Source organism: Anaerococcus tetradius ATCC 35098, assembly GCF_000159095.1.
Taxonomy (GTDB): domain Bacteria; phylum Bacillota; class Clostridia; order Tissierellales; family Peptoniphilaceae; genus Anaerococcus; species Anaerococcus tetradius.
Window position 1 is genome coordinate 1 of record NZ_GG666308.1, and the last position, 24,606, is coordinate 24,606.

The 24,606-nt window shown below is 33.5% G+C and carries 26 protein-coding genes and 2 pseudogenes; 25 read left to right on the forward strand and 3 right to left on the reverse strand.

Features of this window, described 5'->3' with window-relative positions; translation table 11 throughout:
• From HMPREF0077_RS09415 to HMPREF0077_RS09470, 13 genes and pseudogenes are all read left to right on the forward strand, one after another.
• A pseudogene (locus HMPREF0077_RS09415) lies at positions 1–201 on the forward strand (KilA-N domain-containing protein); the annotation flags it as partial.
• 69 nt (positions 202–270) lie between these two features.
• A pseudogene (locus tag HMPREF0077_RS09420) lies at positions 271–1,521 on the forward strand (ABC transporter ATP-binding protein); the annotation flags it as partial.
• A gap of 202 nt (positions 1,522–1,723) precedes the next feature.
• Entirely contained in the window at positions 1,724–1,933 is a 210-nt protein-coding gene (locus HMPREF0077_RS11040; protein WP_004837785.1) for a hypothetical protein, read from the forward strand.
• Between the two features lie 214 nt (positions 1,934–2,147).
• On the forward strand, positions 2,148–2,654 hold the full coding sequence (locus tag HMPREF0077_RS09430; RefSeq protein ID WP_004837786.1) for a hypothetical protein: 507 nt from the start codon (positions 2,148–2,150) through the stop codon (positions 2,652–2,654).
• A 612-nt stretch (positions 2,655–3,266) separates the two neighbouring features.
• Positions 3,267–4,292 (forward strand): alpha/beta fold hydrolase, encoded by a 1,026-nt coding sequence (locus HMPREF0077_RS09435; RefSeq protein WP_004837787.1) that lies wholly within the window; start codon positions 3,267–3,269, stop codon positions 4,290–4,292.
• Positions 4,293–4,877: 585 nt separating this feature from the next.
• Positions 4,878–5,126 (forward strand): DUF5301 domain-containing protein, encoded by a 249-nt coding sequence (locus tag HMPREF0077_RS11045; protein ID WP_338079647.1) that lies wholly within the window; start codon positions 4,878–4,880, stop codon positions 5,124–5,126.
• Positions 5,127–5,330: 204 nt separating this feature from the next.
• Positions 5,331–6,803: a hypothetical protein gene (locus tag HMPREF0077_RS09440; protein ID WP_004837788.1), complete on the forward strand. Its 1,473-nt coding sequence runs from the start codon at positions 5,331–5,333 to the stop codon at positions 6,801–6,803.
• Positions 6,790–7,899: a hypothetical protein gene (locus tag HMPREF0077_RS09445; protein WP_004837789.1), complete on the forward strand. Its 1,110-nt coding sequence runs from the start codon at positions 6,790–6,792 to the stop codon at positions 7,897–7,899. The genes HMPREF0077_RS09440 and HMPREF0077_RS09445 overlap by 14 nt, the downstream gene beginning before the upstream one ends.
• A gap of 59 nt (positions 7,900–7,958) precedes the next feature.
• Positions 7,959–8,495 carry a histidine phosphatase family protein gene (locus HMPREF0077_RS09450; RefSeq protein WP_004837790.1) on the forward strand — a complete coding sequence of 179 codons (537 nt, stop codon included), beginning with the start codon at positions 7,959–7,961 and terminating at the stop codon, positions 8,493–8,495.
• A gap of 38 nt (positions 8,496–8,533) precedes the next feature.
• On the forward strand, positions 8,534–9,154 hold the full coding sequence (locus HMPREF0077_RS09455; RefSeq protein ID WP_040349728.1) for a class I SAM-dependent methyltransferase: 621 nt from the start codon (positions 8,534–8,536) through the stop codon (positions 9,152–9,154).
• 451 nt (positions 9,155–9,605) lie between these two features.
• The gene (locus HMPREF0077_RS09460; protein ID WP_004837792.1) at positions 9,606–9,863 is read left to right on the forward strand and encodes a DUF4177 domain-containing protein; all 258 of its coding nucleotides are present in this window, start codon (positions 9,606–9,608) and stop codon (positions 9,861–9,863) included.
• Between the two features lie 150 nt (positions 9,864–10,013).
• Positions 10,014–10,451 carry a GNAT family N-acetyltransferase gene (locus HMPREF0077_RS09465; protein WP_169304258.1) on the forward strand — a complete coding sequence of 146 codons (438 nt, stop codon included), beginning with the start codon at positions 10,014–10,016 and terminating at the stop codon, positions 10,449–10,451.
• Positions 10,452–10,740: 289 nt separating this feature from the next.
• The gene (locus tag HMPREF0077_RS09470) at positions 10,741–11,145 is read left to right on the forward strand and encodes a GNAT family N-acetyltransferase (protein WP_040349735.1); all 405 of its coding nucleotides are present in this window, start codon (positions 10,741–10,743) and stop codon (positions 11,143–11,145) included.
• An 86-nt stretch (positions 11,146–11,231) separates the two neighbouring features.
• Here the strand turns inward: HMPREF0077_RS09470 and HMPREF0077_RS09475 are convergent, their stop codons facing one another.
• The 3 genes from HMPREF0077_RS09475 to HMPREF0077_RS09485 are packed head-to-tail and all read right to left on the reverse strand — an operon-like array spanning position 11,232 to position 13,592.
• The gene (locus HMPREF0077_RS09475; protein WP_004837796.1) at positions 11,232–11,936 is read right to left on the reverse strand and encodes an ABC transporter permease; all 705 of its coding nucleotides are present in this window, start codon (positions 11,934–11,936) and stop codon (positions 11,232–11,234) included.
• 8 nt (positions 11,937–11,944) lie between these two features.
• Entirely contained in the window at positions 11,945–12,697 is a 753-nt protein-coding gene (locus HMPREF0077_RS09480; protein ID WP_004837797.1) for an ABC transporter permease, read from the reverse strand.
• A 1-nt stretch (position 12,698) separates the two neighbouring features.
• Positions 12,699–13,592 carry an ABC transporter ATP-binding protein gene (locus HMPREF0077_RS09485; protein ID WP_040349730.1) on the reverse strand — a complete coding sequence of 298 codons (894 nt, stop codon included), beginning with the start codon at positions 13,590–13,592 and terminating at the stop codon, positions 12,699–12,701.
• 127 nt (positions 13,593–13,719) lie between these two features.
• On the opposite strand from HMPREF0077_RS09485, the gene HMPREF0077_RS09490 reads away from it, so the two are divergent.
• The 12 genes from HMPREF0077_RS09490 (at position 13,720) to HMPREF0077_RS09545 (ending at position 24,585) form a co-directional block, all read left to right on the forward strand.
• Positions 13,720–14,415: a response regulator transcription factor gene (locus HMPREF0077_RS09490; protein WP_040349731.1), complete on the forward strand. Its 696-nt coding sequence runs from the start codon at positions 13,720–13,722 to the stop codon at positions 14,413–14,415.
• A 1-nt stretch (position 14,416) separates the two neighbouring features.
• Positions 14,417–15,709, forward strand: a complete 1,293-nt coding sequence (locus HMPREF0077_RS09495) for a sensor histidine kinase (RefSeq protein WP_004837800.1) — start codon at positions 14,417–14,419, stop codon at positions 15,707–15,709.
• A 24-nt stretch (positions 15,710–15,733) separates the two neighbouring features.
• Entirely contained in the window at positions 15,734–16,081 is a 348-nt protein-coding gene (locus tag HMPREF0077_RS09500; RefSeq protein ID WP_004837801.1) for a DUF3784 domain-containing protein, read from the forward strand.
• Positions 16,082–16,233: 152 nt separating this feature from the next.
• On the forward strand, positions 16,234–16,779 hold the full coding sequence (locus tag HMPREF0077_RS09505; RefSeq protein WP_004837802.1) for an urease accessory protein UreE: 546 nt from the start codon (positions 16,234–16,236) through the stop codon (positions 16,777–16,779).
• On the forward strand, positions 16,772–17,476 hold the full coding sequence (locus HMPREF0077_RS09510; RefSeq protein WP_004837803.1) for an urease accessory protein UreF: 705 nt from the start codon (positions 16,772–16,774) through the stop codon (positions 17,474–17,476). The genes HMPREF0077_RS09505 and HMPREF0077_RS09510 overlap by 8 nt, the downstream gene beginning before the upstream one ends.
• Before the next feature lie 8 nt (positions 17,477–17,484).
• Positions 17,485–18,096 (forward strand): urease accessory protein UreG, encoded by a 612-nt coding sequence (ureG, locus tag HMPREF0077_RS09515; protein WP_004837804.1) that lies wholly within the window; start codon positions 17,485–17,487, stop codon positions 18,094–18,096.
• Positions 18,096–18,911 (forward strand): urease accessory protein UreD, encoded by an 816-nt coding sequence (locus HMPREF0077_RS09520; RefSeq protein ID WP_004837805.1) that lies wholly within the window; start codon positions 18,096–18,098, stop codon positions 18,909–18,911. The genes ureG and HMPREF0077_RS09520 overlap by 1 nt, the downstream gene beginning before the upstream one ends.
• Positions 18,902–19,204, forward strand: a complete 303-nt coding sequence (gene ureA / locus HMPREF0077_RS09525) for an urease subunit gamma (RefSeq protein WP_004816472.1) — start codon at positions 18,902–18,904, stop codon at positions 19,202–19,204. The genes HMPREF0077_RS09520 and ureA overlap by 10 nt, the downstream gene beginning before the upstream one ends.
• Before the next feature lie 9 nt (positions 19,205–19,213).
• Entirely contained in the window at positions 19,214–19,597 is a 384-nt protein-coding gene (gene ureB, locus HMPREF0077_RS09530) for an urease subunit beta (protein ID WP_004837806.1), read from the forward strand.
• Positions 19,598–21,319 (forward strand): urease subunit alpha, encoded by a 1,722-nt coding sequence (gene ureC / locus HMPREF0077_RS09535; protein ID WP_004837807.1) that lies wholly within the window; start codon positions 19,598–19,600, stop codon positions 21,317–21,319.
• A 223-nt stretch (positions 21,320–21,542) separates the two neighbouring features.
• Positions 21,543–23,888, forward strand: a complete 2,346-nt coding sequence (gene hsdR / locus HMPREF0077_RS09540) for an EcoAI/FtnUII family type I restriction enzme subunit R (RefSeq protein WP_004837808.1) — start codon at positions 21,543–21,545, stop codon at positions 23,886–23,888.
• A gap of 1 nt (position 23,889) precedes the next feature.
• On the forward strand, positions 23,890–24,585 hold the full coding sequence (locus HMPREF0077_RS09545) for a type I restriction-modification system subunit M N-terminal domain-containing protein (protein WP_004837809.1): 696 nt from the start codon (positions 23,890–23,892) through the stop codon (positions 24,583–24,585).
• Positions 24,586–24,606 lie beyond the last annotated feature (21 nt).

A 24,606-nucleotide genomic window follows, 5' to 3' on the forward strand; every position in this document is an offset into this window, starting at 1 on the left:
AATAATCCTGAGTTAAAAGGAAATATGAGAGATTATGCGGATATATCACAATTAGTGTGTTTATCAAATCTTGAGAACTTAAATGCTGTTTTTATAAATGAGGGAATGGATGCAACTGAAAGGATAGAAAAATTAAATGCAATTGCTATTGAACAAATGAGGATTCTAACAGAAAGTGAACGTATAAAAAAGTTAAAATAAAAGTTTTTTATATAAATTAGGCGATAGAAATATCGTCTAATTTTATGTAACAATTGCTTGACATTGTAGGGTAAGTCATCTTTAATAAATTCTATCAATGGCTTAGCTGTAAGATATGATGACGCAAAGATCAAGGGTGAAATATTTATTGATGGTAAAAATATAAAAGCTTTGGAACTTTATCAAATTTCGATGCTTGTCTCAACTATTTTTCAAAACCCTAAGACCTATTTCTTTAATGTTAATACCACATTGGAGCTATTATTTTTTTTAGAAAATATCGGACTTAAAAGAGAAGAGATGGATGTCCGTTTAAAGGATATGCTTGAAATTTTCCCGATAAAAAATCTTTTGAACAGAAACATATTTAACCTATCTGGCGGTGAAAAACAAATACTTTGTATTGCAGCTTCTTATATAGCAGGCACAAAGATCATAGTTATGGATGAACCTTCTTCGAATTTGGATATTAAAAGCATAGATGTTTTGACAAAGATGCTTAAAATACTAAAAGAAAAGGGCATAAGCATAATTGTAGCTGAGCATAGGATTTATTATCTGATGGATATAGTTGATCGTGTATTTTTGATAGATAAAGGTAAACTTAAAAAAACTTATACAAGAAGTGAATTTTTAAAGTTAGATACAAAAGACTTAAATGACTTAGCTTTAAGGGATAAAAAGCTAACTAAGTTGTCAGTTCCTTATCTAAAAGAAGGCGGAGAATATCAAATTAAGAATCTTTGCTATAAATTTATTGATGGCGAGAGTTTAAGTTTAAAAGAAATTTCTTTTAAGCTTGGCAAAATTTATGGCATAATAGGATCAAATGGACGAGGTAAGTCAACGCTATTAAGATGCTTAATTGGTCTTGAGAAAAAATCAAAAGAAGAAATTTATTTTAAGGGAGAGAAATTATCTAAAAAAGAAAGACTCAAAAATTCTTCACTTGTTATGCAAGACGTAAATCATCAATTATTCACAGATGAAGTATTCAAAGAGCTTAGTCTAGGTGTAAAAAATTTTGATGAAGAAAAGGCAAAAATTATTTTGAAAGAATTAGGCCTAAACGAATTTATTGAAAGGCATCCAATGAGTTTATCAGGAGGACAAAAGCAAAGACTTGCGATAGCGTCTCTTATGTGTAAGGATTCTTTATTTGTATATTTCGACGAACCTACAAGTGGTATGGATTATTCAAATATGATAAAAATATCTGAGCTAATCAAAAAAAACAGAAATAAGGATAAAATAATTTTTATAGTTTCCCATGATATTGAGTTTTTGAATGAAGTAAGCGATGAGATATTTGAAATATAAAAATAGGGCTGGAAAACAAGTTTTTAGAACTGGTAATTACTCTATAAATTTAAAATTAAGAGGATTTATGTTATATGCTATAATTAAACTAATAGTTGATATCATTTAAGCGTAAGAAGGTGTAACCGTGACTTTATACAATAGTATATTAGTTGGTTTTTGTGTTCATTCTTGATGTTTTTGGGAGATATGACCTTATATTATGATCCTAATGATTACGATGGCAAGCCCATTTACCTATGCTTTTATCATTGCTACAGCTAGGATCAAAAATAAAAAGCCATTACCTAAATTTTTATCAGATAAGCTTATGGGAAAGGATAAGCTAAGCGAAATCGAAATGACCTATTCTCAAATTTCAAAAAATATCATTAAAAATGCCTGCAAGTTTATCTATCATTACAAGCTTTAAGAAAATTTAAGTAAGTTTTCAAAGTCATTACTGTTTTGACGATGAAGCAAGGAAGCTTTACCTGAAAAAAGTGAAAAAATATTAAGAGACTAGCTCCCACAAATGAAAACAAAAATATTTGAAGGAATGGGCCACGGACAATTTCTTCATGAACATCCCAAAGAATACGCTAAGAAACTAAAATTATTTTTGGAAAATAAATGAGGAGGATATTATGGATATAACAAGAGTAATCTTAGATGGAATTGCAATGGCTGCTATCTTTAACGGTGCGGTGGCAGCTTTTGTACTGATTAACCCGAGATTTTTCTTCGATTCATATCCAAAGGGAATACAAAATTCGGCTCCAGAAAAGATGACAAAAGAAGAAAAAAGAATAAATTTAATACTTAAGATTATAATTTCAGGAATCGTATTCATATATGGAGTGATCTCACTTTTACATTCAGGAATAAGAGGGCTTAGAGAACTTTTTTGGATGAGCTATATTCAGTGGACAATATTAAACTTTGGAGATTTCCTTCTATTGGATGTACTTTTGTTCCAAGGAAAGTACAAGGATAAGATAGTCATACCAGGCACAGAAGGACATGATGACTACAAATTTGGAAATTGGATGAAACATCTGGCTATAAAGGAACATTTCATCTTGATGCCATTGTTACTAATTCCAATAGCATCCATAGTTCAAGCTTGGCTAGTGGTATTACTTGGATTATAAAATAAAATTTGTAAGATATGATTGATTTGTTACCCATATGAAGCACGAGTAAAAGACTTTTAAAAAATGTGACCGATATATGATAATAAGCAAAATTAATTTGATTAAAAAATCACGATAAGACGAATTTGGAAATTAGAAAAATATCAAAATCAGATTTAGAAGAATTAGCAAAGTTAATGGTAGATGTCTATAACACCCATGTGGAAAGTCTCACCTTGCCGACGGGCTCATAGCCTCCATCAGCCGGCAGGCACTAATATGCCCACAGACAAGGAGAGGTAAAATTTCCTAAGAGAAGCTTCTAATGATGGTACAATGATTATTCATAATTTTGCAACAGCCCCTTTTTTTACTTAATAGAAAGCGAGTGTTTAATGCTAATGGGTTTTATAATAGTGAAATAGATAAACTAAAAGTAATACATTCGATAGTAATTGTACCAAAAGATAATCACATATAAGTCTGGAACATTAATTGTTGTTGTTTTGACGTGATTTATAAAAGGATTACTGTTGGTTAGTGAAATAAAATACTAGTGAGGATATAATGATGAAAATAGATTTTTTAAAAAACTAGTTCAATCAGCATACTATTTTAAAGGGAGGATATATGAAGAAAAAATTTTTTAGAATCTTTTCAATTCTTATTATTTTACTAGCTCTAGTTTTTATTAGCAGAATATATAATGACCATAAGTATAAAGATACCAATGCTTTAAATTTTCCAAAATATTATAAGGATGTTACTAATATAAGTCTATATCCTACAGATATTGATGGAGTTGATGTAACTTATGTAGATGAGGGTAGAATGCAAGGCTTTAGATTTGTACCTAAGAAAAAATCACATAAGGGACTTGTAATTTGTTTTGGAGGTTCTGAAGGAAGCCCAAATTTTGAAAGTGCTAAAAGATTAGCTGAAGAAGGCTATGAAACCCTTGCTCTATTCATGTTTGGTATGAAAAATCAAGAACAGACTTTGAGAAAAATTCCCTTAGAACAATTTGAAGATGTTATAAATTATATAAATAAAAATATAAAAGACAATAAACCGATAAGTGTTTTGGGAGCGTCAAAAGGGGCAGAATATGCACTTAATTTGGCTAGCAAATATCCTGAAATAAATAATCTGATTTTAATATCGCCTTCATCTTATAATTTTGCTGGTCTAGATTTTAAAGATTATGGTTCATCATGGACTTATAAAGGAAAGGAACTTCCATATATAGATATAAAAAAATCATCATTTAACTCATTTTTAAAAAATATTATCGGTCCTGCTATTATTAAAAGTCCTATTAGCTTTAAAGATACTTATAAAAGCGCAATAGAAAAAGACTCATCAAGCCAAGAAAAACTAATACCAGTCAAAAATATTAAGGCAAATATATTAATGATAGCAGGCGAAGATGATTTGATGTGGGATAGCCTTTCCATGGCAAATAAAATAAAAGAACAAAACTCTAATGCAAAGATTTATTCTTATAAAGGAGCAGGGCATATATTTGCAGGCAATGGTATTTTAAATCTAGGAAAAATTAGAGTTGCAACAGGTGGAAAAATTGAAGGCAATGAAAAAGCAAGAAGTGAATCAAGAAAAACTATTGATGCTTTCTTAAATGAAAATCATAAATAGATAATTACTTGGGAGTTAAAAAACGAAAAAAATATAGTATAAAAGAAGTGGAATTAATCTGCTTCTTTTTATTTCATAATACTCTGTATAATATTATTTTTCATATTTTCATAAATTCTTTTTACTTAGTTATAATTTATTATCAAATTTAGAGTTTATATTATAAGATATATTTTTGTAATTGCTATATTAATCACCAGTTCATTCTTATGATTTTTAAAAAAGGTCTTAGAGAATAGAGAAGTTATAGAGGAATTTAACAGACCAGTATTTGAAAGCAAAGCTACTTATGCACAAATCAAGGAGTATCTTTTGGAAAAATTTAATTTTAAAGGTTGCGACACTATTGCATAGATTTAAAAAGTGTAAAATTCTACTGAGGGCCTTTATAATAAATCTAAAGTTGAGATGAAAACGATGAAAAACTATCTTGGAATAGCAGTGGTTTTAATAAGTATTTAGTCATTAACCGCATGTGGTGTTAGTGATAAAAAAATAAATCTACCTAATGCCGAAGAAGTAAAAGAAATTGAAATTATGAAAAACAATTCAGAAGATTGTGTGAAAATTGAGGGTTAAGATGAAATATCTAGCATTATTGCTGATGTTAAGAAAAACACCGATGATACCAGTAGAGAAAGTGTTAACGATCAACCCACAAATATTAATGATTATCTTATCGTTAAATTACATCACAAAAATGTAGAAGGAGGTCCAAGCATAGCGTTTTTATATAAAGATAGAAACATTAGCTATATTGAACAGCTATATTCAGGTATTTGGAAATTAAGCGAAGAAACATTTGATAAAATCAGTGCTAACTTGATAAAATAATAATGATCAACATAGCCTTACTTATCGTACTTTGCAAGTTATATGTCATAAAAACTATAAGATATGTACGAAAGCTGTAAGCAAGGAAAAGATTTTTCTATATATTAAAACCAACCAAGAGTTTAGCTTTGTCTAAGAGGGTACTAAAAATCAAAAATATGAAATTTTTTTGATTTAGAAGAAGAGAATAAACGGAGGAGATAGATGGAAATCTCTAGTGAGAAGAATAATGAAATAGCAATATTATTAGATTTTGGCATAAGTGAAGATGGATATGAGTTTGATTCTAACATACAGATGGCAATGAAGTATGCGGAATTTGAGATGTCTGAGATTGTGTCAAAGCTTGATGAAAATGAAAATACACTTAAAAAACTTACACCAGAATGTGATAAAACAGACTATATACTAGCTGCAGCTAGTGGGGCAATATGTGGACTTATGGATATTTTTCTTGTTGGAAAAGCTGGGGAGTCGGCGATAGGTAATATTACGGACAAATGGTTTGAAAATCGTACTATGGATTTTGCTAAGCTATGTGGATGGGATTATAAAAATAATGAATCGCTTTCGTCAGCAATAAAATATTTAGAGAGGAAGTTTAAGATTCCCTATGACCAGACAGGCGCGGGTGATGCTGCAAGACAGGTTTTTGACCTTAATCCAAGGAACCATCATTTTAAATCATTGGGCCATAATCCAAGCTTATTAGGATTATTCTTCTCAATTCTTGATCAGTTTGCAAATACATCTCATTTTGTTTCTGAGGGAGAATTAATTTCTTTACAGGAAGCCGATGATAATTTTGTTCTTCAAGGAGGCAATATAACTGCTAAATTGTTTTGTGGATTTATAAATTGGCTGGGTCATTTGATTTCAGATATGTCTGGCTCTTCAACTAGTAAGGGACGAGGAATGGGCATACCATCACCATTATTGACTTGGACTAATGATATTATTGTTATTAAGAGGAAGCTTAATATTTCAAACGCAAAGTTTGATAAGGCAATCAATGAATTGGCTCTTACAATTTATAAGCAAGGATATGATTTAAGATTTGAGGCTGCTAAGGCTGTACCAGTAATTGTTAATGAGTTATTGGTTAGGATGGTTTACTCTATCAGACGCTTGGTTCGATATTTTATGGATGATCAAAATAGGGATAGGTCTTTTGCCTTGATGTGGGATTTATGCGAGCCTTTTTCTAATGCTAGTGTAAAAAGAATGCTTACCGTAGCTCATGGAACATTTTGTTTACTTGATGCAGGAGATGCACTTATTCAAGGATTTATTCAAGGTACTGGGACTTTTAGAATCGATCAATTCTTAATGCGATTAAATATTGTGGGCCTAGGTAGATTTACAATTTCTTTATATGGTGAGGCTGATAGATGGATAAAACGATATCATGCACAAAAGAAGAATTTTTCTTTAAGACAAGAAAAAATAATTATTTCTGATTATATTGATGGATTAAAAATCCTGTCAGAAGTATATGATGATAAAGACATCATTTTGTTTACTCAGGATTTAAAGGAAAGTGATATGTATATAGAAGCCTTTGAAAAATCTGTTCTTTTGGCAGAGAAAAGAAATGTTCCAAAGAATCAAATATTGCGAAATAAAGCGGATATTGACTCTTATTTCAAGGAGGGAAATAATTATGAAAACAAGTAAAAAAAGAAGTAAGCTTCAACAAGCACAGGATAAGGTACAAGCAACAATAAATCTTACTAATATTACTATTGAAGATCTCGGAAATCATACAAAGAAACTTTATGAGTCATTAACAAAAATCCAAGACTTAATCGATAATATCCGCAATATTCCAAGTGATGAGAAATTTGAATATAAAAGCTTGGAGAAGGAAAAAGCTGCTTGGAAAAAACAAGCTGAAAGTATAGAAAAAGAATATAATAAGGCACTTGTTAAAAATACCGGAGTCGGAGCAGCCGGTGCAGGCCTTGGCCTTGCTGTTGTAACATTGGGGCCAACAGCGGCTATGGGAGTTGCAACTACATTTGGCATTGCATCAACAGGGACAGCTATCGCTGCTTTAGGTGGGGCTGCAGCAACAAATGCGGCCTTAGCATGGCTTGGAGGTGGGGCTATAGTTGCAGGTGGAGGAGGAATGGCTGCAGGTCAAGTATTTCTTAGCATGGCTGGTCCTGTAGGATGGGCTATTGCAGGAGTATCGTTTTTGGCGAGCGGATTACTCTTTTTTAAGAATAGTAATGATAAAAAGAAATTAGAGAATCTCTTTACTGCCATAAGTCATAGGGATATAAAATCATATCAGCTTGCAATTGTAGAAATTTTAGAGCGTATAAAACGAATAGATAATGAGAGTGAAAAGTTAGATGAGGCGATAGAAAACATTCAGACCCTTGGTTTTGACTATGATTTGATGACAGAAAAACAGCAGTACTCACTAGGCGCTTATGTCAATTTAATGCATTCATCAACACAGCTTTTAATAAATCCAATCAAAGGATTAGAAGCAAAATTTTCGCTAGAGGATTTTGACTCTTTTATGGTTATGAAAAGTAAAAATATAGATATTAGCATATACAAGGATAGTAAGGGTTTAATTATATCGCTTGCCAACATGCTTTATAAGATTGATATAGATAAGGAAACTAAAACTCTCTTGTGGAAATCATTTAGGAAAAATAAAGAGTTTCTAAAGTCTATGGGAATTTCTAAGAAGGAGTTTGATATTGATATTATTGATCTTGCATTAGAGGCATTAGAATCTAAGTATGAGAATTGAGAATAAATTTTTAATTCTCTAAAATTAAGGCAAGTTAGAATTTGAGGATATATTTTTAAATGATTTATTTAATGAGACATGGTGCTGATCCTGATAATCGCTTTGGTGGATGGAGCGGAAATGGTTTAACTGAAACTGGTAGACTAGAGCTTCATTGGGCAAAGCATAAATTATCAGATAAGGGTATTACTAGTATATATTCTAGTGATTTGAAGCGAGCAAAAGAAACTGCTGAGATTGTGGCTGATTCACTTTCTTTGGATATCATATATTTGCCTCAATTTCGTGAAGTTAATAATGGATTATTAGCTGGTATGGAAAAATCAGAAGCTTTTGAAAAATATCCTGGAAAATATTGGAGAAAACTTGCTTGGACGGAAACATGGCCTGGGGGAGAAAGTCCAGAACAATTCTTTTTTCGTATTAAGGGTTCATGGTGTGATTTTAAAAAACAAGTCGGAAAGAGAAATGCCTTATTGGTTGCTCATGGTGGAGTAATTAATGTAATATTGTGTTTGGAAAATGGAATAGCTTATACAAATAAACAAACACATTTTCAAATAAAAGATGCAGGGATCGTAGAATTAGATGTATAAAAGTTTTTTTAATGACTTATATTATAGGAGTGGTACAAGTGACTGATAAAGGCGATAAAAATTTTTGGGATAGATTTGCTAAGCTATATGCACCTTTTATGAAAAAAGATCAAGGACTTTATGATGAAGTTTGTAAATACCTTAGTCCTTATTTGAATAAAGATATGGATGTGCTTGAACTTGCTTGTGGTTCAGGGCAATTTTCCTTTTCTCTTTCGAATATGACTAAGAGTTGGATTGGGACAGATTTTTCTGAGCAAATGATTATTGAAGCTAAAAAGCGTGGGGGAGGCGATAATCTTAGCTTTGAAGTGGCTGATGCAGGGAACTTATCTTTTGCAAATGAAAAATTTAATTGTGTCTTAATTGCTAACGCACTTCATATTATGCCCAAAGCAGATAGGGCAATGAGAGAAATATATAGGGTATTAAAGCCTAAGGGGATTTTGCTTGCTCCTACTTTTCTATGGAAAGAAGGTAAAGAAAGAAATATTTTAAAAAAGATTATGTCAATTTTTGGATTTAAGATGTATGAAGAATGGAATCAAGAATCATTTAAAGAATTTGTTGAAAAAAACGGCTTTTCAGTGCTTGAAATGAATTTGGCCTATGGAGGGTTGGCACCTATTGGGGTGATGATTGCCCAAAAAGAGTCTTGATAATTTTCTTGTAAAAAATATTACAATACTTAGCAAGGGGCTGTTGCAAAATGAATAAATCGTCTCAATATCATTAGAAGAACCTCCACGGAAAGTCTCACCTTGCCGGTAGGCATATTAGTGCATGTGGAATTATTAATTTATTTTTATAATAACGATTATCAATCTTGGTAAAATTACTATCTAGTATATAGTCGATATAAAATGAAAGGGAATAAATTTGCTTTGGCAATAAAGGAAACTTTGAAGATGACAAAAAGATTAGCATTTCTAATAGCGTATCTCAGCTAATCTACGCCTTAGATGGGTTCTTTTTTGTTTTAGTTGATGGAGTTAAAGCTTTGGTTAAAATTTCTTAATTTATTTACTGAAGATATTGCACAAAAAGAAGGCTTTTTTAACTTATGAATTTATGCTATAATGAGAAAAATAAATAAAGGAGGTTGATTTTATGGGATGGGATGATAAAACAGGAAAGGCTAATGGAGGAAGAGCAGATAAATACGTTGTTCTTCAAGTTGTACTTACAGAGAAATTTTTAGGCACAGGATCTGGAACGGCAAGTCTAACTAACCTTCAAGCTGCCATAAATGAACAAGCAGCTTTAGGATACAGATTACACACTATTACTACTTCATCTTCTGGTTCAAAAGGTTTTCTTGGAGGAGACAAGATTCAGGCGACCATGGTTTTCGAAAGAATTGATTAAAATTGTTTTAAAGCACGATCAAGCGATAGAAGTAGGTCTTTATTTTAAGCTCTTTAGCAATTGGACTTTGAAATAATTTAAAAGAGGTGTAATAAGTATGTATGTAAATACTAGAAACTCTAGGATAAAAAGCTTTTCAGGGGGTATATCTTGAAAATAAGAAAGATTTCTCATTCAGACATTAGAGAACTTGCAAATATCATGGTAGAAGTTTATAATGCGCCACCTTGGAATGATTCATGGACAGAAAAAACAGCTAGCGAATCCCTAGTAACTTTGCTGGCCTATCCTGATTTTTGTGGCAATATTATAGTTGATGGAGATAAAATAATAGGAGCTATAATCGGAAATATTAGAAAATATGCTAGGGAGACCACCTATTATATCAATGAGTTTTTCATTTTGGATAAATATAGGAGAAGAGGGCTAGCAACTAGCCTATATACTCACACCACAGAAGAACTAAAAAAAATCGGCATAAGTGGTGCTTTCTTTACAACATTAAAAAACACTCCAGCCTATAGCTTCTATACAAAACAAGGGGCTCGGGATTTGATAGACTCAGCTTGTTTTTACCATAAATTTTAAAATTATACTTAAAGATTTACTTACATGCACCTAACAAAAGTTAGGTGTATTTATTAAGCCTAAGATTAGGAGTTGAGTTATTGGTAAAGTCAAGGAACTTAGCAAGTATAATTATCAAAAGACATAAAAATGATATGATTATAGTTAGGACATACAAGCCTTTCTGCAGAAAAAGAAAAAAAGATTTTTTGAAAAGATAGTTATACCGATTAGAGAAATTTTGGGTAAAAATTTATAAAATTGCGTATTTTTAATATATTTAGCTATACAAGGAAGGTTGGTGATTATTGTGTATATTAAAGAATATAAAGATTTTAAATATGATGAAATAAATAATCTTTATGAACAGCTTGGATGGAGTGCTTATACAGAGAATATGGATGCTTTAGAGCAGGGCTTTAAAAATTCCTTGAAGGTCTTAGCAGCATATGAAGATGAGAAACTATTAGGACTAATACGAGCAGTTGGTGACGGATTTACAATTGTTTTCATACAAGATCTTTTAGTCTTAGCCGAACAACAAAAAAAGGGTATAGGGACGGCTCTAATTCAAGCTATGCTTAGTTTGTATCCTGAAGTTAGACAGATAGAACTTGCAACAGACATCGACCCTAAAACCATAGCCTTTTATAAATCGCAAGGCTTTAGAGAACTTTCAGAAATAGGATGTTGCGGTTTTATGAGATTATTATAGCTTGGGAAAGTTTTGATTAAATAATAAAAATCAATAAAACAAGGGGCCTAGGAGATTATTATTAATTCTCTTTTGCCCCTTTGTTTTTACTTACTTTCGTACTTCAAAAACTTATTTGCTAGGTAGAGGAAGATTAGGACTTCTCCTAGGGCGAAGACTATTAGTTCTAGTAGGTTTTGTGGGCTTATGAATCGGAAGTTGTTAGCTTCTATTGCAAGAAAGCTAAGGCCTATTATTTTTAGGGACTGATAGGCTGAAGCAAATCCTATTATCGTAAATATACTTGATAGGAGAACTATGATTCCAAAGGATTTAAGCCTTATAGCAAGGGCTTCGAAGATTGCAATTATAGGAAGGGATAGGAGGATGCTTAGACCTATATAATAAAAATATATTGTAAAGTCTATGCTTGAAAAGCCTCCTATAAATTTTCCTCCTAGGTAAAAGAGGGCCAAGAAATATATTTGGCAAAGGCTAATTATTATAAAGGCTACAATTAGCTTAGCTATTATGAAGTCAATGTTTTTTCTTGGACTTAGCCTAATAAATTTAAGACCTGCCTTGTGCTCTGGTGCCCAAAGACTTGCTATTATAATAGCTATAAGGGGGATATAGAAAAAGGAGAAGTAAAATAAACTTACCTGAGTCCACAGACTTTGCCATTCGTTTGTTAAAGTTTCCCTATTGCCCATAAAGTTTATTAGGCCAAAGGCATTGGCTAGCAAGGGGATAATTAGACTTACTAGCAAAATATTTATAATTTTTATTTTTTTAAATTCTAATTTTAACATACATCCTCCTAGTCCTTGTACAAGTTGTAAGTTTTCATCTCTTTTATATAGATTATAGTTAACATTAAGAGTATGAGGGCGATTATTCCAGTATAGAAATTTATAGGATTTAATACTTGAACAAATTTATCGCCTTCTTTGACATAAGATATATTTAGTAAACTAGCCATCCATGCAAAGGGATTAACAAAAGATAGAAATTCTGATGTAAGCATAGTAATTATTCCAGTAAGTCCACCTACTATCGAAATAAAAGATAGGCTATAGACTCTTTTCACCTTCATTTCAATAATCATAAATAATCCTAGGAAAAATAGGTTTATTAGTAGGATAGATATATTTACTAAAATAAATCTTAAAATAACATCACTAGTCATAGAAAAATTAAGAGATCTCATGGCAAGTCTTAGAAAAACAAGGGCTTCTATGATTTGTAGTAGGACTAGCCTTAAAGATAAGTTTTTAAATTTATCAATAAGAATATCATTAACTTTTTCCCCAAGACTTAGCTGGAGTTGCCACATCTTGTTTTTTTCCTCGATTTCAATCACTTTTTTAACCAAAGATGAGATTAAAATTGGATTTATCAATAAGGAAATAAATAAATAGGTGTCTAAAATGTCGGCTAGGGGATAATTTCCCTCCGTAAATGATTTTGAAAGGCTGAACCCTGCTACCATTAGCATTTGAGCGAAAAATACTATTAGGATTAAGAAATTTATCCCCAGTCTTTTATATTTTTTTCTTTCTAAATTTGCCATATTAAGACCTGCTTTCTTCGATAAAAAGTTTTTCTAGGCTTTCTTTTTCTTCTTCAATCCTGTATATATCAACCTTTCCATATAGGAAATTTACAATTTCTGATATTTCCTTGTTTGAAATCTTGCCTAAAACAATCTTTTTTCCCTTAAACCTTGCTTGGTCATAGTCTAAAAGAGCGATGGCCTTTTTGTTGTCAGATGTTTGGATTGAAATAAATGGTGGATGGAGTTTCCTATAGTCTTCCAAGCTTCCATTGTAGGTTAATTTTCCTTCTTTGAGGATACCGATGTGGGTTGAAATTTTTTCCATTTCATCAAGGATATGGGAAGAAATTAAGATGCTTGTAGAAGTATTTTTCACAATATTTTTAAATAAATTTCTCATCTCTTCGATTCCCTGAGGGTCAAGACCATTTATTGGTTCGTCTAAAATCAAAAGTTTAGGATTTCCGATAAGAGCGATGGCAATACCAAGTCTTTGCTTCATCCCAAGTGAATAATCCCTAGCCTTTTTCTTGCCCACATTATGAAGGCCAACAAGGTCAAGTGTTTTTGAAATTTCTGCCTTATTTATGCCTTTAAGGCTACAAATTATTTCAAGGTTTTCATAGCCACTTAAGTGGTCGTAAAAAGATGGATTTTCAATTAGGGCACCGAGATTTTTATTGAGATCTTTTTGGTTTTTAGGACTTACTTCCTCGCCAAAAACTCTAATTTCTCCTCCGTCTTTTTTTACAAGACCAAGTATAAGTTTCATAAGTGTAGACTTTCCTGCTCCATTTTTGCCTATAAGGCCGTAGATTGAGCCTTGTTCGATTTCTAGATAGTCAATATCTAGGACTTTCTTCTTGTTATAGGATTTTTGTAAATTTTTTATTTCTAAGATTTTTTTCATAATCATTCCTCCTGAAAATAGGATACCAGGCTAAGATAACGATAAAGTCTACCTAAGCTCACTTTTACATCACAAAAGGTAACTTATTAAGTAAGTGGTGTATAATAAGCTTGATAAGGGGGATAAGATGGACATAAGAAGAGATTTTTCTATTCTAGTAGTAGATGATGAGAAAAGCCTACTAGAAAATCTATATGAATTTTTAAAAAATAAGGGATTTAAGAAAGTTTATACAGCCAAAAATTTGAAGGAAGCGAACTTCAAATTAGAGAACTTTAAAATTGACCTAATAGTTTTAGACTTAATGCTTCCAGATGGGAGTGGTTTTGACTTACTAAAGGAAGTTAGAAAGACGTCTGATCTTGCTGTAATAATCCTCTCTGCCCTTGATGGGATTGATGATAGGAAGGAAGGTTTTGAAAATAAGGCTGATGACTACTTAGTAAAGCCCTTTTTTCCAGATGAACTCCTTTGGAGAATAGATGCAGTTTTAAGACGCAGTAAAAAAATAAAAAACGAGGAGAAAATATCCTTAGGCAAGGTGATCTTCGATAAGGCTAAGGGTATCCTTATCAAAAATGGTGAAGAGATTCCCCTAACTGCTACCCAATTTAAAATCCTATCCTATTTGGCTGATAATATGAATATGATTGTCTCAATTGACCGTATTTTGGAAAATATTTGGGAAGATTCCTATGGTTATGAAAATACATTAATCACTCACATCTACAGGATTCGTGAAAAACTAGAAGACAATCCAAGAGAACCTAAAATCTTAATAACCATCAAGGGTCTGGGCTATAAACTTGTGAAAGAAGACTGAGATGTTTAATTATATAATAAAAAGATTTAAAAAAATCGTAATAAGAATCCTTGCCCTTTTGTTTTTTCTAATATTTTTATTAATGGTCTTTCTCTACCTAAACTACAAGTTGGGAGATAAATATCCAAATCCTAATGACCTTTATACCTATGTAGAAAACAATAAAACCGACTCCTACCTAAACGAAAAAAACAAGGACTTTTTAAAAGAAAATGATATTTGGGCGCTTAGGCTAGATAAGAATGGCAAAGTAATCGAATCTTTTAATAAACCAAGGCAAGTTAAGGATAAGTTCGACCTTACAGATGTAGCCAGCTTTACCAGGTATTACTTAGCCGACTACCCTGCTTTTACCTATATTTTAGGAGATGGCCTACTTGTATTTGCCTATCCAAAAAATTCACTGGATAAGTTACCCTTTAATTATTATAACTACCAGGACCTTATTTTTAATTTACGGTTAATTGTCATTTTTTTAATACTATTTTTACTCTTTGTCTATGTATTTTATAGGATTGACATCAAAAATATCTTAAAAAATATCCTACCATTGCAAAAAGCGATAGATAAGCTATATGAAGATGACTATGAAAGCTTAGATGAGGATGGAGAGCTAAAGGATTTGGCTCTATCCATTAACAAGGCAAATGAAAAGTACAAGGATCTAAAAGAAGGCCAGGACAAATGGATAAGAGGCCTAAGTCATGATGTAAGAACTCCCCTTGCCAAAATCTCCTGGGAGCTTAGCAAGGAAAATATAGAAGATATGGATAGGGGAAAAATCCAAGACCAAGTTCAAAAGATTTCAAATATCCTAGAAGGTCTTAATCTAACCCTGTCTTTGACTAAGATAGATACGGAAACTTTCAAGGAAGAAAATCCCATAAAGCTCATCCGAAAACTTATAGTGGACAAACTAAATGAAAATCCAAAAAGACAAATTATATTTGAAAACAAGCTAGAAAAACAAAATCCAAGGATCAAGATGGATTCTAATTTATTTTTAAGGATGCTAGAAAATATCCTAAAAAACTCCCTTGCCTATACAGATGGGAAAATCACCTTAGCTATATCTGAATCGGCCAATAATTTAATCATAAGAATCCTAGATGAGGGGGAGGGAATATCTGAAAATATCATAAGTAAAGTCTATGGAGAGGACTTAACAAATATCACCAAACATGGTTTAGGAATATTTATCTCCAAGCAAATAGCAGAAGTTCATGGAGGAAGTTTTACTATAAAAAATAAGAATCCCGGCCTTGAAGTGAAATTTGTTTTTGAGTTTAATTAAAATATAGATAGGAGGAGAAAGGCCATGCATTTAGCAGATCCAGGAGATATTAAGCTTAAAGTTTTCTTATTGATACCAGTAATTTTGTGTTTGATAATTTTGTTTTTGGTCGATAAGACCAAGGGCAATATTATAGCTGGTTTTAATCTAATGGAGGAAGATAAAAAGCAAGATTTGATTAAAAGAGGATATCTAAAAAAAGTCAAAGTCATGATTTTAATAATGTGTCTGCCTTTAGTTTTTGCTTTTTTATCTAGTTTTTTTGTAAGTGATATGGAGCTTTTCGATAAAATCATAATGAAGGCCTGGGGCATCTTTGCTATAATAACTATTTTGGGGATAATTCTTGTTAATTATTCTATGAGAAATTAACCGTATATGGATTTATTCCATATGCGGTTTTTGTCTTGGAATTTCTGTTAGCTTATTTAAAAAAGGTGAATAAAGAAAACTCACACTTTAAATAATGCAAAGTCATTGCTTTTTATTGTTTTAGGGGTACTATAAAGTTTGTAAAAAAAGGGGTGAATAAATTGATAATAGAAAAAATTATTGGAAATGTTTTTGATATAAATGAAGAAAATTTAACAATCAACTGGCTTAATATGCCTTACGACCATGCCCACAAGAAAATTCAAAGATTTGAATATGATGGTATTGACTTGGGTCTGAAGCTTTCTGAAGAGGATAGACAAAGAGGTCTAAAGCATGGAGATATAATTTATAGAGAAAATAATGTAGTCTATGCTATCAATATCGAAGAGCTCGAATGCTTAAAGCTTTCTATGGATGAGGCTAAGAGCTTTGTCAACTTGGCATATATTATTGGCAATCGTCATGCAAAATTATACTGGTCAGAAGATGGCGAATCTTTAATAACACCATATGAGAAGACCCTAGAAGATATGCTAAAGACTGTAGAAGGGATAAAGATGGATAAGGTCATGGCTAAATTATTGCCAAAAAACAACTTGATGGCAATACTACCTCAAGGTCAAGTAGTAGATCATCATAGTCACGACCATGACCATGATCACGACCACAATCATCACCACCATCACCATGAATAGAAAAAAATATGAAGAAGAGCTCATCCTCCTTCAATTAAATGATAGTCAATTTCCTATAGGTTCTTATTCTCATTCTTATGGACTTGAAAATTATATCCTAAAGAATTTGATTAAAGATTCGAAAGATACAAAAAAATATTTAATAAACTATTTAAAAACTAGCTTCTATTATAATGACCTTTTAGCTGTATATCTAGCTTACAATTATTTTATAGAAGGGAAAAAAGATGAGCTTTTAGATCTAAATATAAGATTACAGGCTCAAAAAAGCCAAAAAGAGTTAAGGGAAGCTTCAGAGAAATTAGGCTCAAGACTTATATCGACAGTTCATAAGATGGACATAGCTATGCCAGAACAATACTATGACTACCTAGATTATCATAAGAAAAATGACATTATCATCCATCACGCAGTCGCCTATGCTCTAATTACAGCAAGTCTTGATATTGATTTGACCGCATCTCTTTTGAGTTTTGCCTTTAATATGGCACAGAATCTAGTGATTACAGCGGTTAAGACCGTACCTATCAGCCAGTTTGATGGGCAGAAAATCTTATATGAAATCTATGACTTGATAATAGATTTAGTTACAAAGATAGATAAATTGGATGAGGAGTATTATTTTACTTCATATCCAGGTGTAGAAGTTGCTTCAATGCAACATGAAGTATTATATTCAAGACTTTATATGTCTTAGGGAGGCTTATGGATTACGTAAAAATTGGTGTCGCAGGCCCTGTTGGTTGCGGCAAGACACATTTGATAGAAAAACTAGTAGAAGAATTCAAAAAAGATTATAAGGTTGCTGTTGTTACCAATGATATATATACACAAGAAGACGCAAACTACCTAAAAGATCAGGGGATTCTTGAAAGAGATAGGATAAGAGGAGTAGAAACTGGCGGATGTCCTCATACAGCCATAAGAGATGATGTTTCTATGAACCTTGAAGCCTGTGAGGATTTAGTCAGAAACTTTAAGGATATAGAAATAATCTTTATCGAAAGTGGTGGAGACAACCTATCAGCAACCTTTAGTCCTGACCTTGCAGATGCTACCATCTTTGTAATAGATGTAGCCGCAGGTGGGGACATACCAAGAAAGGGAGGCCCAGGAATTTTAAGATCAGACCTTCTAATCATAAACAAAAAAGATTTAGCTCCTTATGTTGGAGTTGACCTTGAGGCTATGAGAAAGGATACCCTAGCCCAAAGAGGAGATCGTCCATTTATCTTTACTAATATCAAAAATGGCGATGGTCTTAATGATGTCTATGACTGGATAAGAAAGCAAGTCTTATTAGAAGATTTAAAATAATGAAAAAAACATACGCAAGAGCTAGCAGATTATATCTAGAGTTTGAAAACAAGGATGATACAACAATCCTAAAAGATATTTACAATTCTCCACCATTCTTAGTCATGCACACCTTCAAATACGGTGACTTTACCAAGGCTATGATTATGAGCTCAAGCCCAGGTATCCTGGAAGGCGATAAGCAAGAAGAAAGATTTTATGCAAAAAAAAATAGCAAGGTCTTGCTTTCTTCTCAATCATACGAAAAAGTCTACAAGATGAGTGAGGATTCTTTCGCAAGTCGTAGGGTCGAAATTCGAGGAGAAGAAAAATCTGACTTTATCTTTAAACTTTTACCCATGATTCTATACAAGGATTCTGACTTTAGGGAGGAGATCAAGGTCGATTTAGAAAAAGATGCCAGGCTCATCTTTTCTAACTCTTTTGTAGCTGGTAGAGTTGGCAGGGGAGAAAGCTTTGAATTTAAAAGCTACAAGACTAATCTAGATATAAAGCTTGATGAAAAACTTATCTACACCGAAAAAAACCTCATAAGACCAAGAGAACAAGAGATAAATGAACTTGGACTTATGGAAGGCTATGACCACTTTTTGTCCATGGTTGCTATAAATTTTTCCAATGAAGATAACATTGGCGAAATCCGCAATATAATTGAAAAGCATAGCCAAAAAAGAGGCCTAAAAGGTGGGGCAAGTTTAAGTTTTAGAAATGATATTCAAATCAGGATTTTGGGCAAGATGGGCCAGGATCTAATAGAATGTGAAAAAGAAATTATAGATTATTTGATTGAAAAAGGGGGAAGGATATGCATTTAGTACCAAAAGATATTGAACGCTTGATGATATTTACAGCTGGAGAAGTTGCCAGAAAGCGTAAAGAACGTGGACTTAAATTAAACTATCCTGAAGCAGTAGCCCTAATCAGTGCCGAGCTTTATGAAATGGCTCGTGATGGCAAGACTGTTTCAGATTTGATGCAAGAAGGCAGGAAGATTCTAACAAGAGATGATGTCATGGAAGGGGTCCCTGAAATGATTAAGGATGTACAAATTGAAGCCACATTTCCTGATGGAACCAAGCTTGTAACAGTTCATCAACCAATCGTATAGGAGGCAAAAATGATTCCAGGTGAAATTTTTTATAAAGATGAAGATTTGATTTTAAATGAAGATTTCGAAGCTATAGAACTAGAAGTAACAAATACTGGCGATAGGGCTGTACAAATCGGTTCTCATTTTCATTTTTTTGAAGTAAATAGATATTTGAAATTCGATCGTAAAAAGGCCTTTGGCAAAAAACTAGACATTCCTGCAGGAAATGCCATTAGATTTGAACCAGGTCAAACCCATAGGGTAAGATTAATTGATATCGGCGGTAATGGAAGGGTTATAGGCTTTAATGGACTTACAAATGGTATAACCCATGATATCAAAAAAGATGAAGCCATGAAAAACCTAATTCAAAAAGGCTATGCTAATATCAATAGTGATGGGGAGGAATAGATGTCATTTAAAATCTCAAGAGAAAAATACGGCTCTATGTATGGGCCAACAACAGGCGATAAAGTCAGACTAGCAGATACAAATATTATAATAGAAATAGAAAAAGATTATGCAATTTATGGAGATGAATCAATCTTTGGTGGTGGTAAGACTGTAAGAGATGGAATGAATCAATCTTCAACTGCAAGCTATGCCTCAGGAACTTGCGATACAGTAATTACAAATGCAATTATCCTAGACTATACTGGCATCTACAAGGCAGATATAGGCATTAGAGATGGTATTATTACAGGAATAGGTAAATCTGGAAACCCAGATATGAATGATAATGTAAATCCCGGTCTTGTAATAGGGGCAAGCACTGAAATAATTTCAGGCGAAAATAAAATCGTAACTGCTGGAGCAATTGACACTCACGTTCATTTTATATCAGCCGATCAAGCAAACACTGCCCTTGCAGGAGGAACTACTACCCTAATCGGTGGTGGAACAGGCCCTGCTGATGGAACAAATGCTACAACCTGTACTCCTGGACCTAACCACCTAGAAGCTATGCTAAAATCAGTCGAAGGATATCCAGTAAATGTAGGACTTTTAGGTAAGGGTAACTGCTCAAGCAAAGAGCCCCTTTATGAACAAATAAAAGCAGGAGCTTGTGGTCTAAAGATTCACGAAGACTGGGGAGCAACAAGAGCTGTTATAAATGCCAGCCTTGAAGTTGCCGATGAGTGCGATATAGCAGTTGCAATCCACACCGACACCCTTAACGAAGGCGGTACAATCGAAGATACCCTAGATGCCATAGGCGGAAGGGCTATACATTTCTTCCATACTGAAGGAGCAGGCGGAGGACATGCACCAGATCAAATAGTTGCAGCAGGCTTTAACAATGTCTTTCCAGCATCAACAAATCCAACCATGCCCTTTACCATAAACACTTCTGATGAGCACTTGGACATGGTTATGGTTTGCCACAATCTCGACAAAACCATAGAAGAAGACGTAGCCTTTGCTGATTCAAGGATTAGACCAGAAACAATAGCTGCAGAAGATGTCCTCCAAGACATGGGAGTATTCTCAATAATGTCTTCAGACTCTCAAGCCATGGGTAGGATAGGCGAAGTTGTCATGAGAACATGGCAAACAGCCTCAAAGATGAAAGACCAACGTGGAGCCCTCAAAGAAGATGAAGGAAATAATAACGATAACTATAGAGCCAAAAGATATGTAGCCAAATACACTATAAATCCAGCCATAGCCCACGGAGTATCTGAATATATTGGTTCAATCGAAGTCGGTAAACGTGCAGACCTAGTCCTTTGGGAGCCAAAATTCTTTGGAGTTCGTCCAAAACAAATCCTAAAAAATGGTCTAATAATAATGGCACCATCAGGAGATCCTAACGCATCCATACCAACACCACAACCTGTTATATATAGAAGAATGTATGCAGCCATTGGCGGAGGAATCGGAAACTCTTGCATGACCTTTGTTTCAAAAGCAGCCTATGAAGCAGGCATAAAAGAAAAACTAGACCTAAAAAGAATGGTGTTACCAGTTCATAATTGCAGAAACATCGGCAAAAAAGACATGAAACTAAACTCAGAAACACCAAACATCAAGGTGGACCCAGAAACTTACGAAGTAACAATTGAAGGAAAGAAAATAACATGTGACCCAGTAGACAAAGTCGCCCTAGGTCAATTATATAATCTATTTTAAAATAAATACAATATCTTAACAAGAACCCCAAAATCCTTTTAGGGATGGAGGGGTTCTTCTATGCCCAAAAGTCCCAAAGCATCTAAAGGATAAGTAGCAAAAAAGATGGTGAAAAAATAATAATATTTTTGGTATAATATAGATAGCTAATAAGCTAAAGAAATAGGCTTTTTTGTAATAATTATAATAATGCTTTAAGGATAAAATTAAGGTTGGTGATTAGATGAGCAAAATATTAAATAAAAAACAAATGAGCGAAGAAGATATCAAACTTCACTATATTACTCCGTCTATAATTTCCAAATGGAATAAGGATAAGATAAGCATGGAAAGAAAAATAACAGACGGAAAAATCAATATTCGTGGCAATTTAAAATTCAGAGAAAAAGCCAAGAGGGCGGACTATGTCCTATACCTAAATAACAACAACCCCATAGCCATAGTAGAAGCTAAGGATAACAAGAAGTCACTATCCCATGGCCTACAACAAGCCATGACCTACGCAAGGATGCTCGATTTGCCCTTTGCCTATAGTTCAAACGGCGACGGCTTTATGGAACATGACTTTTTGACAGGTAAAGAGCGTGAACTAAGCCTAGAAGAATTTCCATCAGAAGAAGAATTGATAAATCGCTTCAAAAGCGAAAAAAATAAGGGCAGGGGTCTGAGCGAAGAAGAAGAAAAAATCATAAATCAACCCTACTATTCCAGTCAAAATACATATCCACCAAGATATTACCAAAGGATAGCCATTAATAGAATACTAGAAGAGATAGCAAAGGGAAAAGACCGCCTCCTCCTTGTCATGGCAACAGGAACTGGCAAAACCTATACAGCCTTTCAGATAGTATATCGCCTACTCCAAAGCGGTCAAAAGAAAAAAATCTTGTATCTAGCATATAGAAATATCTTGGTCGACCAAACTATCTCGGGAGATTTTGCACCCCTAAAGAAAGTAATCCACAAGGTGAATTTTTCAAAAGATGACCCAACAACCATAACTTCCCACCAAGTGTATTTTTCTTTATACCAACAATTGATCGGTGAAGATGGCAAAGAACACTTTTCTGAATTATTTAGGCCGGACTTTTTCGATTTAATTATTGTAGATGAGTGCCACAGGGGTTCAGCCAAGGAAGATTCCAGCTGGCGACGAATCTTGGAATACTTTAAATCGGCAAGCCAAATCGGCATGACTGCCACTCCAAAAGAAACCAAATATGTATCAAACAGCCACTATTTTGGAGAGCCCATCTACAGCTACTCCCTTCGTGAAGGAATCGAAGATGGCTTCCTTGCTCCCTTTAAAGTAATTAATATCACGACAGATATAGGGGAAAGCTGGCGTCCATACAAGGGTCAGTTGGATAAGTCTGGCAAAGAAATAGAAGATAGGATATATAACAATTCTGACTACGACTACAATATAGTAATAGAAGATAGGACCTACCAAGTTGCCAAGGAAATTACAGCCTATCTAAAGGCGACAGATAGGATGGCAAAGACCATAGTCTTTACCCCAACAGAAGAAGCAGCAGAAAGGATGAGAGTCGCCCTAGTCAATCTAAATAATGATCTAGTAAAAGAAAATCCCGACTACTGCGTTCGTATAACAGGTTCTGATGAATATGGCAAGAGTAAACTCGACTATTTCATATCTATATCTTCCCAATATCCTGTAATAGCGACAACATCCAAACTCTTATCTACTGGTGTCGATACAAAAATGGTAAAGCTCATAGTATTAGATACCATGCTTAATTCTATGACAGAGTTTAAACAAATCATAGGTCGTGGCACAAGGCTTAGGGAAAAAGAAGGTAAAACCCACTTTGTCCTTATGGATTTTAGAAATGTATCAAGATTATTCGCAGATCCAGACTGGGACGGGCCCCTTATTATTGACGATGGCTTCAATCCCAAAAAGCCTAATGATAAAGAAGCTCATGAACCACCAGAAACCTATACAACTGGTGGTGGAATTAATAGAAGTGTACCAATAATAGACAAAAATGGCCTAAAAGTAAAAATCATCAACAAGACAGTTTCTATTTATGATACAAATTCTAAGCTTCTAAGATGTGAAAGCATAATTGATTACACCAAAGAAAACATTCGTGGAGAATATGCTAATTTGGATGACTTTATCCGAACTTGGCGACGTGATTCCAAAGAAAACATAGTTAGAAAAATGCTAGAAGAAGTTGGAATAGACATAGAAGAATTAAAAAAAGAACAAGACATGGAAGATGTAGATGACTTTGACTTTATCTTACACATAGCCTATGATAAGAAGGCTCTAACTAGAAAAGAAAGGGCAGAAAATGTTAAAAAACACGACTTCTTTAGCAAATACAATGGCCTTGCAAGGGATATCCTAGAAGCCCTCCTAGATAAATACATGAACCAAGGTATAGAAGAAATTACTAGTATGGACGTCCTAAAACTTGATCCCTTCATCAAATATGGCAAACCATCAAGGATAATCAAAGAATTTGGCGGTAGGGATATGTATATTGAAGCAATCAATAATTTAAAAGAGGCTATATATAATAATGAGGTAAGTTAAAATGATAAATTTAAGTGGCTTTGTAAAAAAGCTCAGAGATATAATGAGAAATGACTCGGGCATAAATGGTGACGCCCAAAGAATCGAGCAAATCGCTTGGATGCTTTTCTTAAAAGTTTATGATAGCAAGGAAGAAGACTGGGAAATAGACGAGGATAACTACGAATCCATCATCCCAAGAAAGTATAGGTGGAGCAATTGGGCCCATGATGATAAATCAGGTTCTGCCCTAACAGGGGACGGCCTCCTAGACTTTGTAAATAATGGACTATTTCCAACACTCAAAAATCTTCCAGTAGATAAAAACACGCCAATCAACAAGGCAATAGTAAAAACGACCTTCGAAGATGCCAACAACTACATGAAAGATGGAGTCCTCCTCCGTCAAGTCATAAATATAATTGACGAGATAGACTTTTCCGATTACGAAGAAAGCCACGCCTTTGGCGATATCTACGAATCAATCCTAAAAGAGCTCCAAAGTGCTGGCTCATCTGGAGAGTTCTACACACCAAGGGCAGTAACAGACTTTATGGCTATGATGATAAAGCCACAAATCGGCGAAAAGATGGCGGACTTTGCTTGTGGGTTTCGTGTCATAATAGTGATAGAGGCAAATAGTTATGTAAATACAAGGAGTTCAAGACTTCTACCAAAGTTTAAAACTCATAAAATAAATAGTTGGTGTGCTGCTTAGAGTATCTATTGTAACAATGGA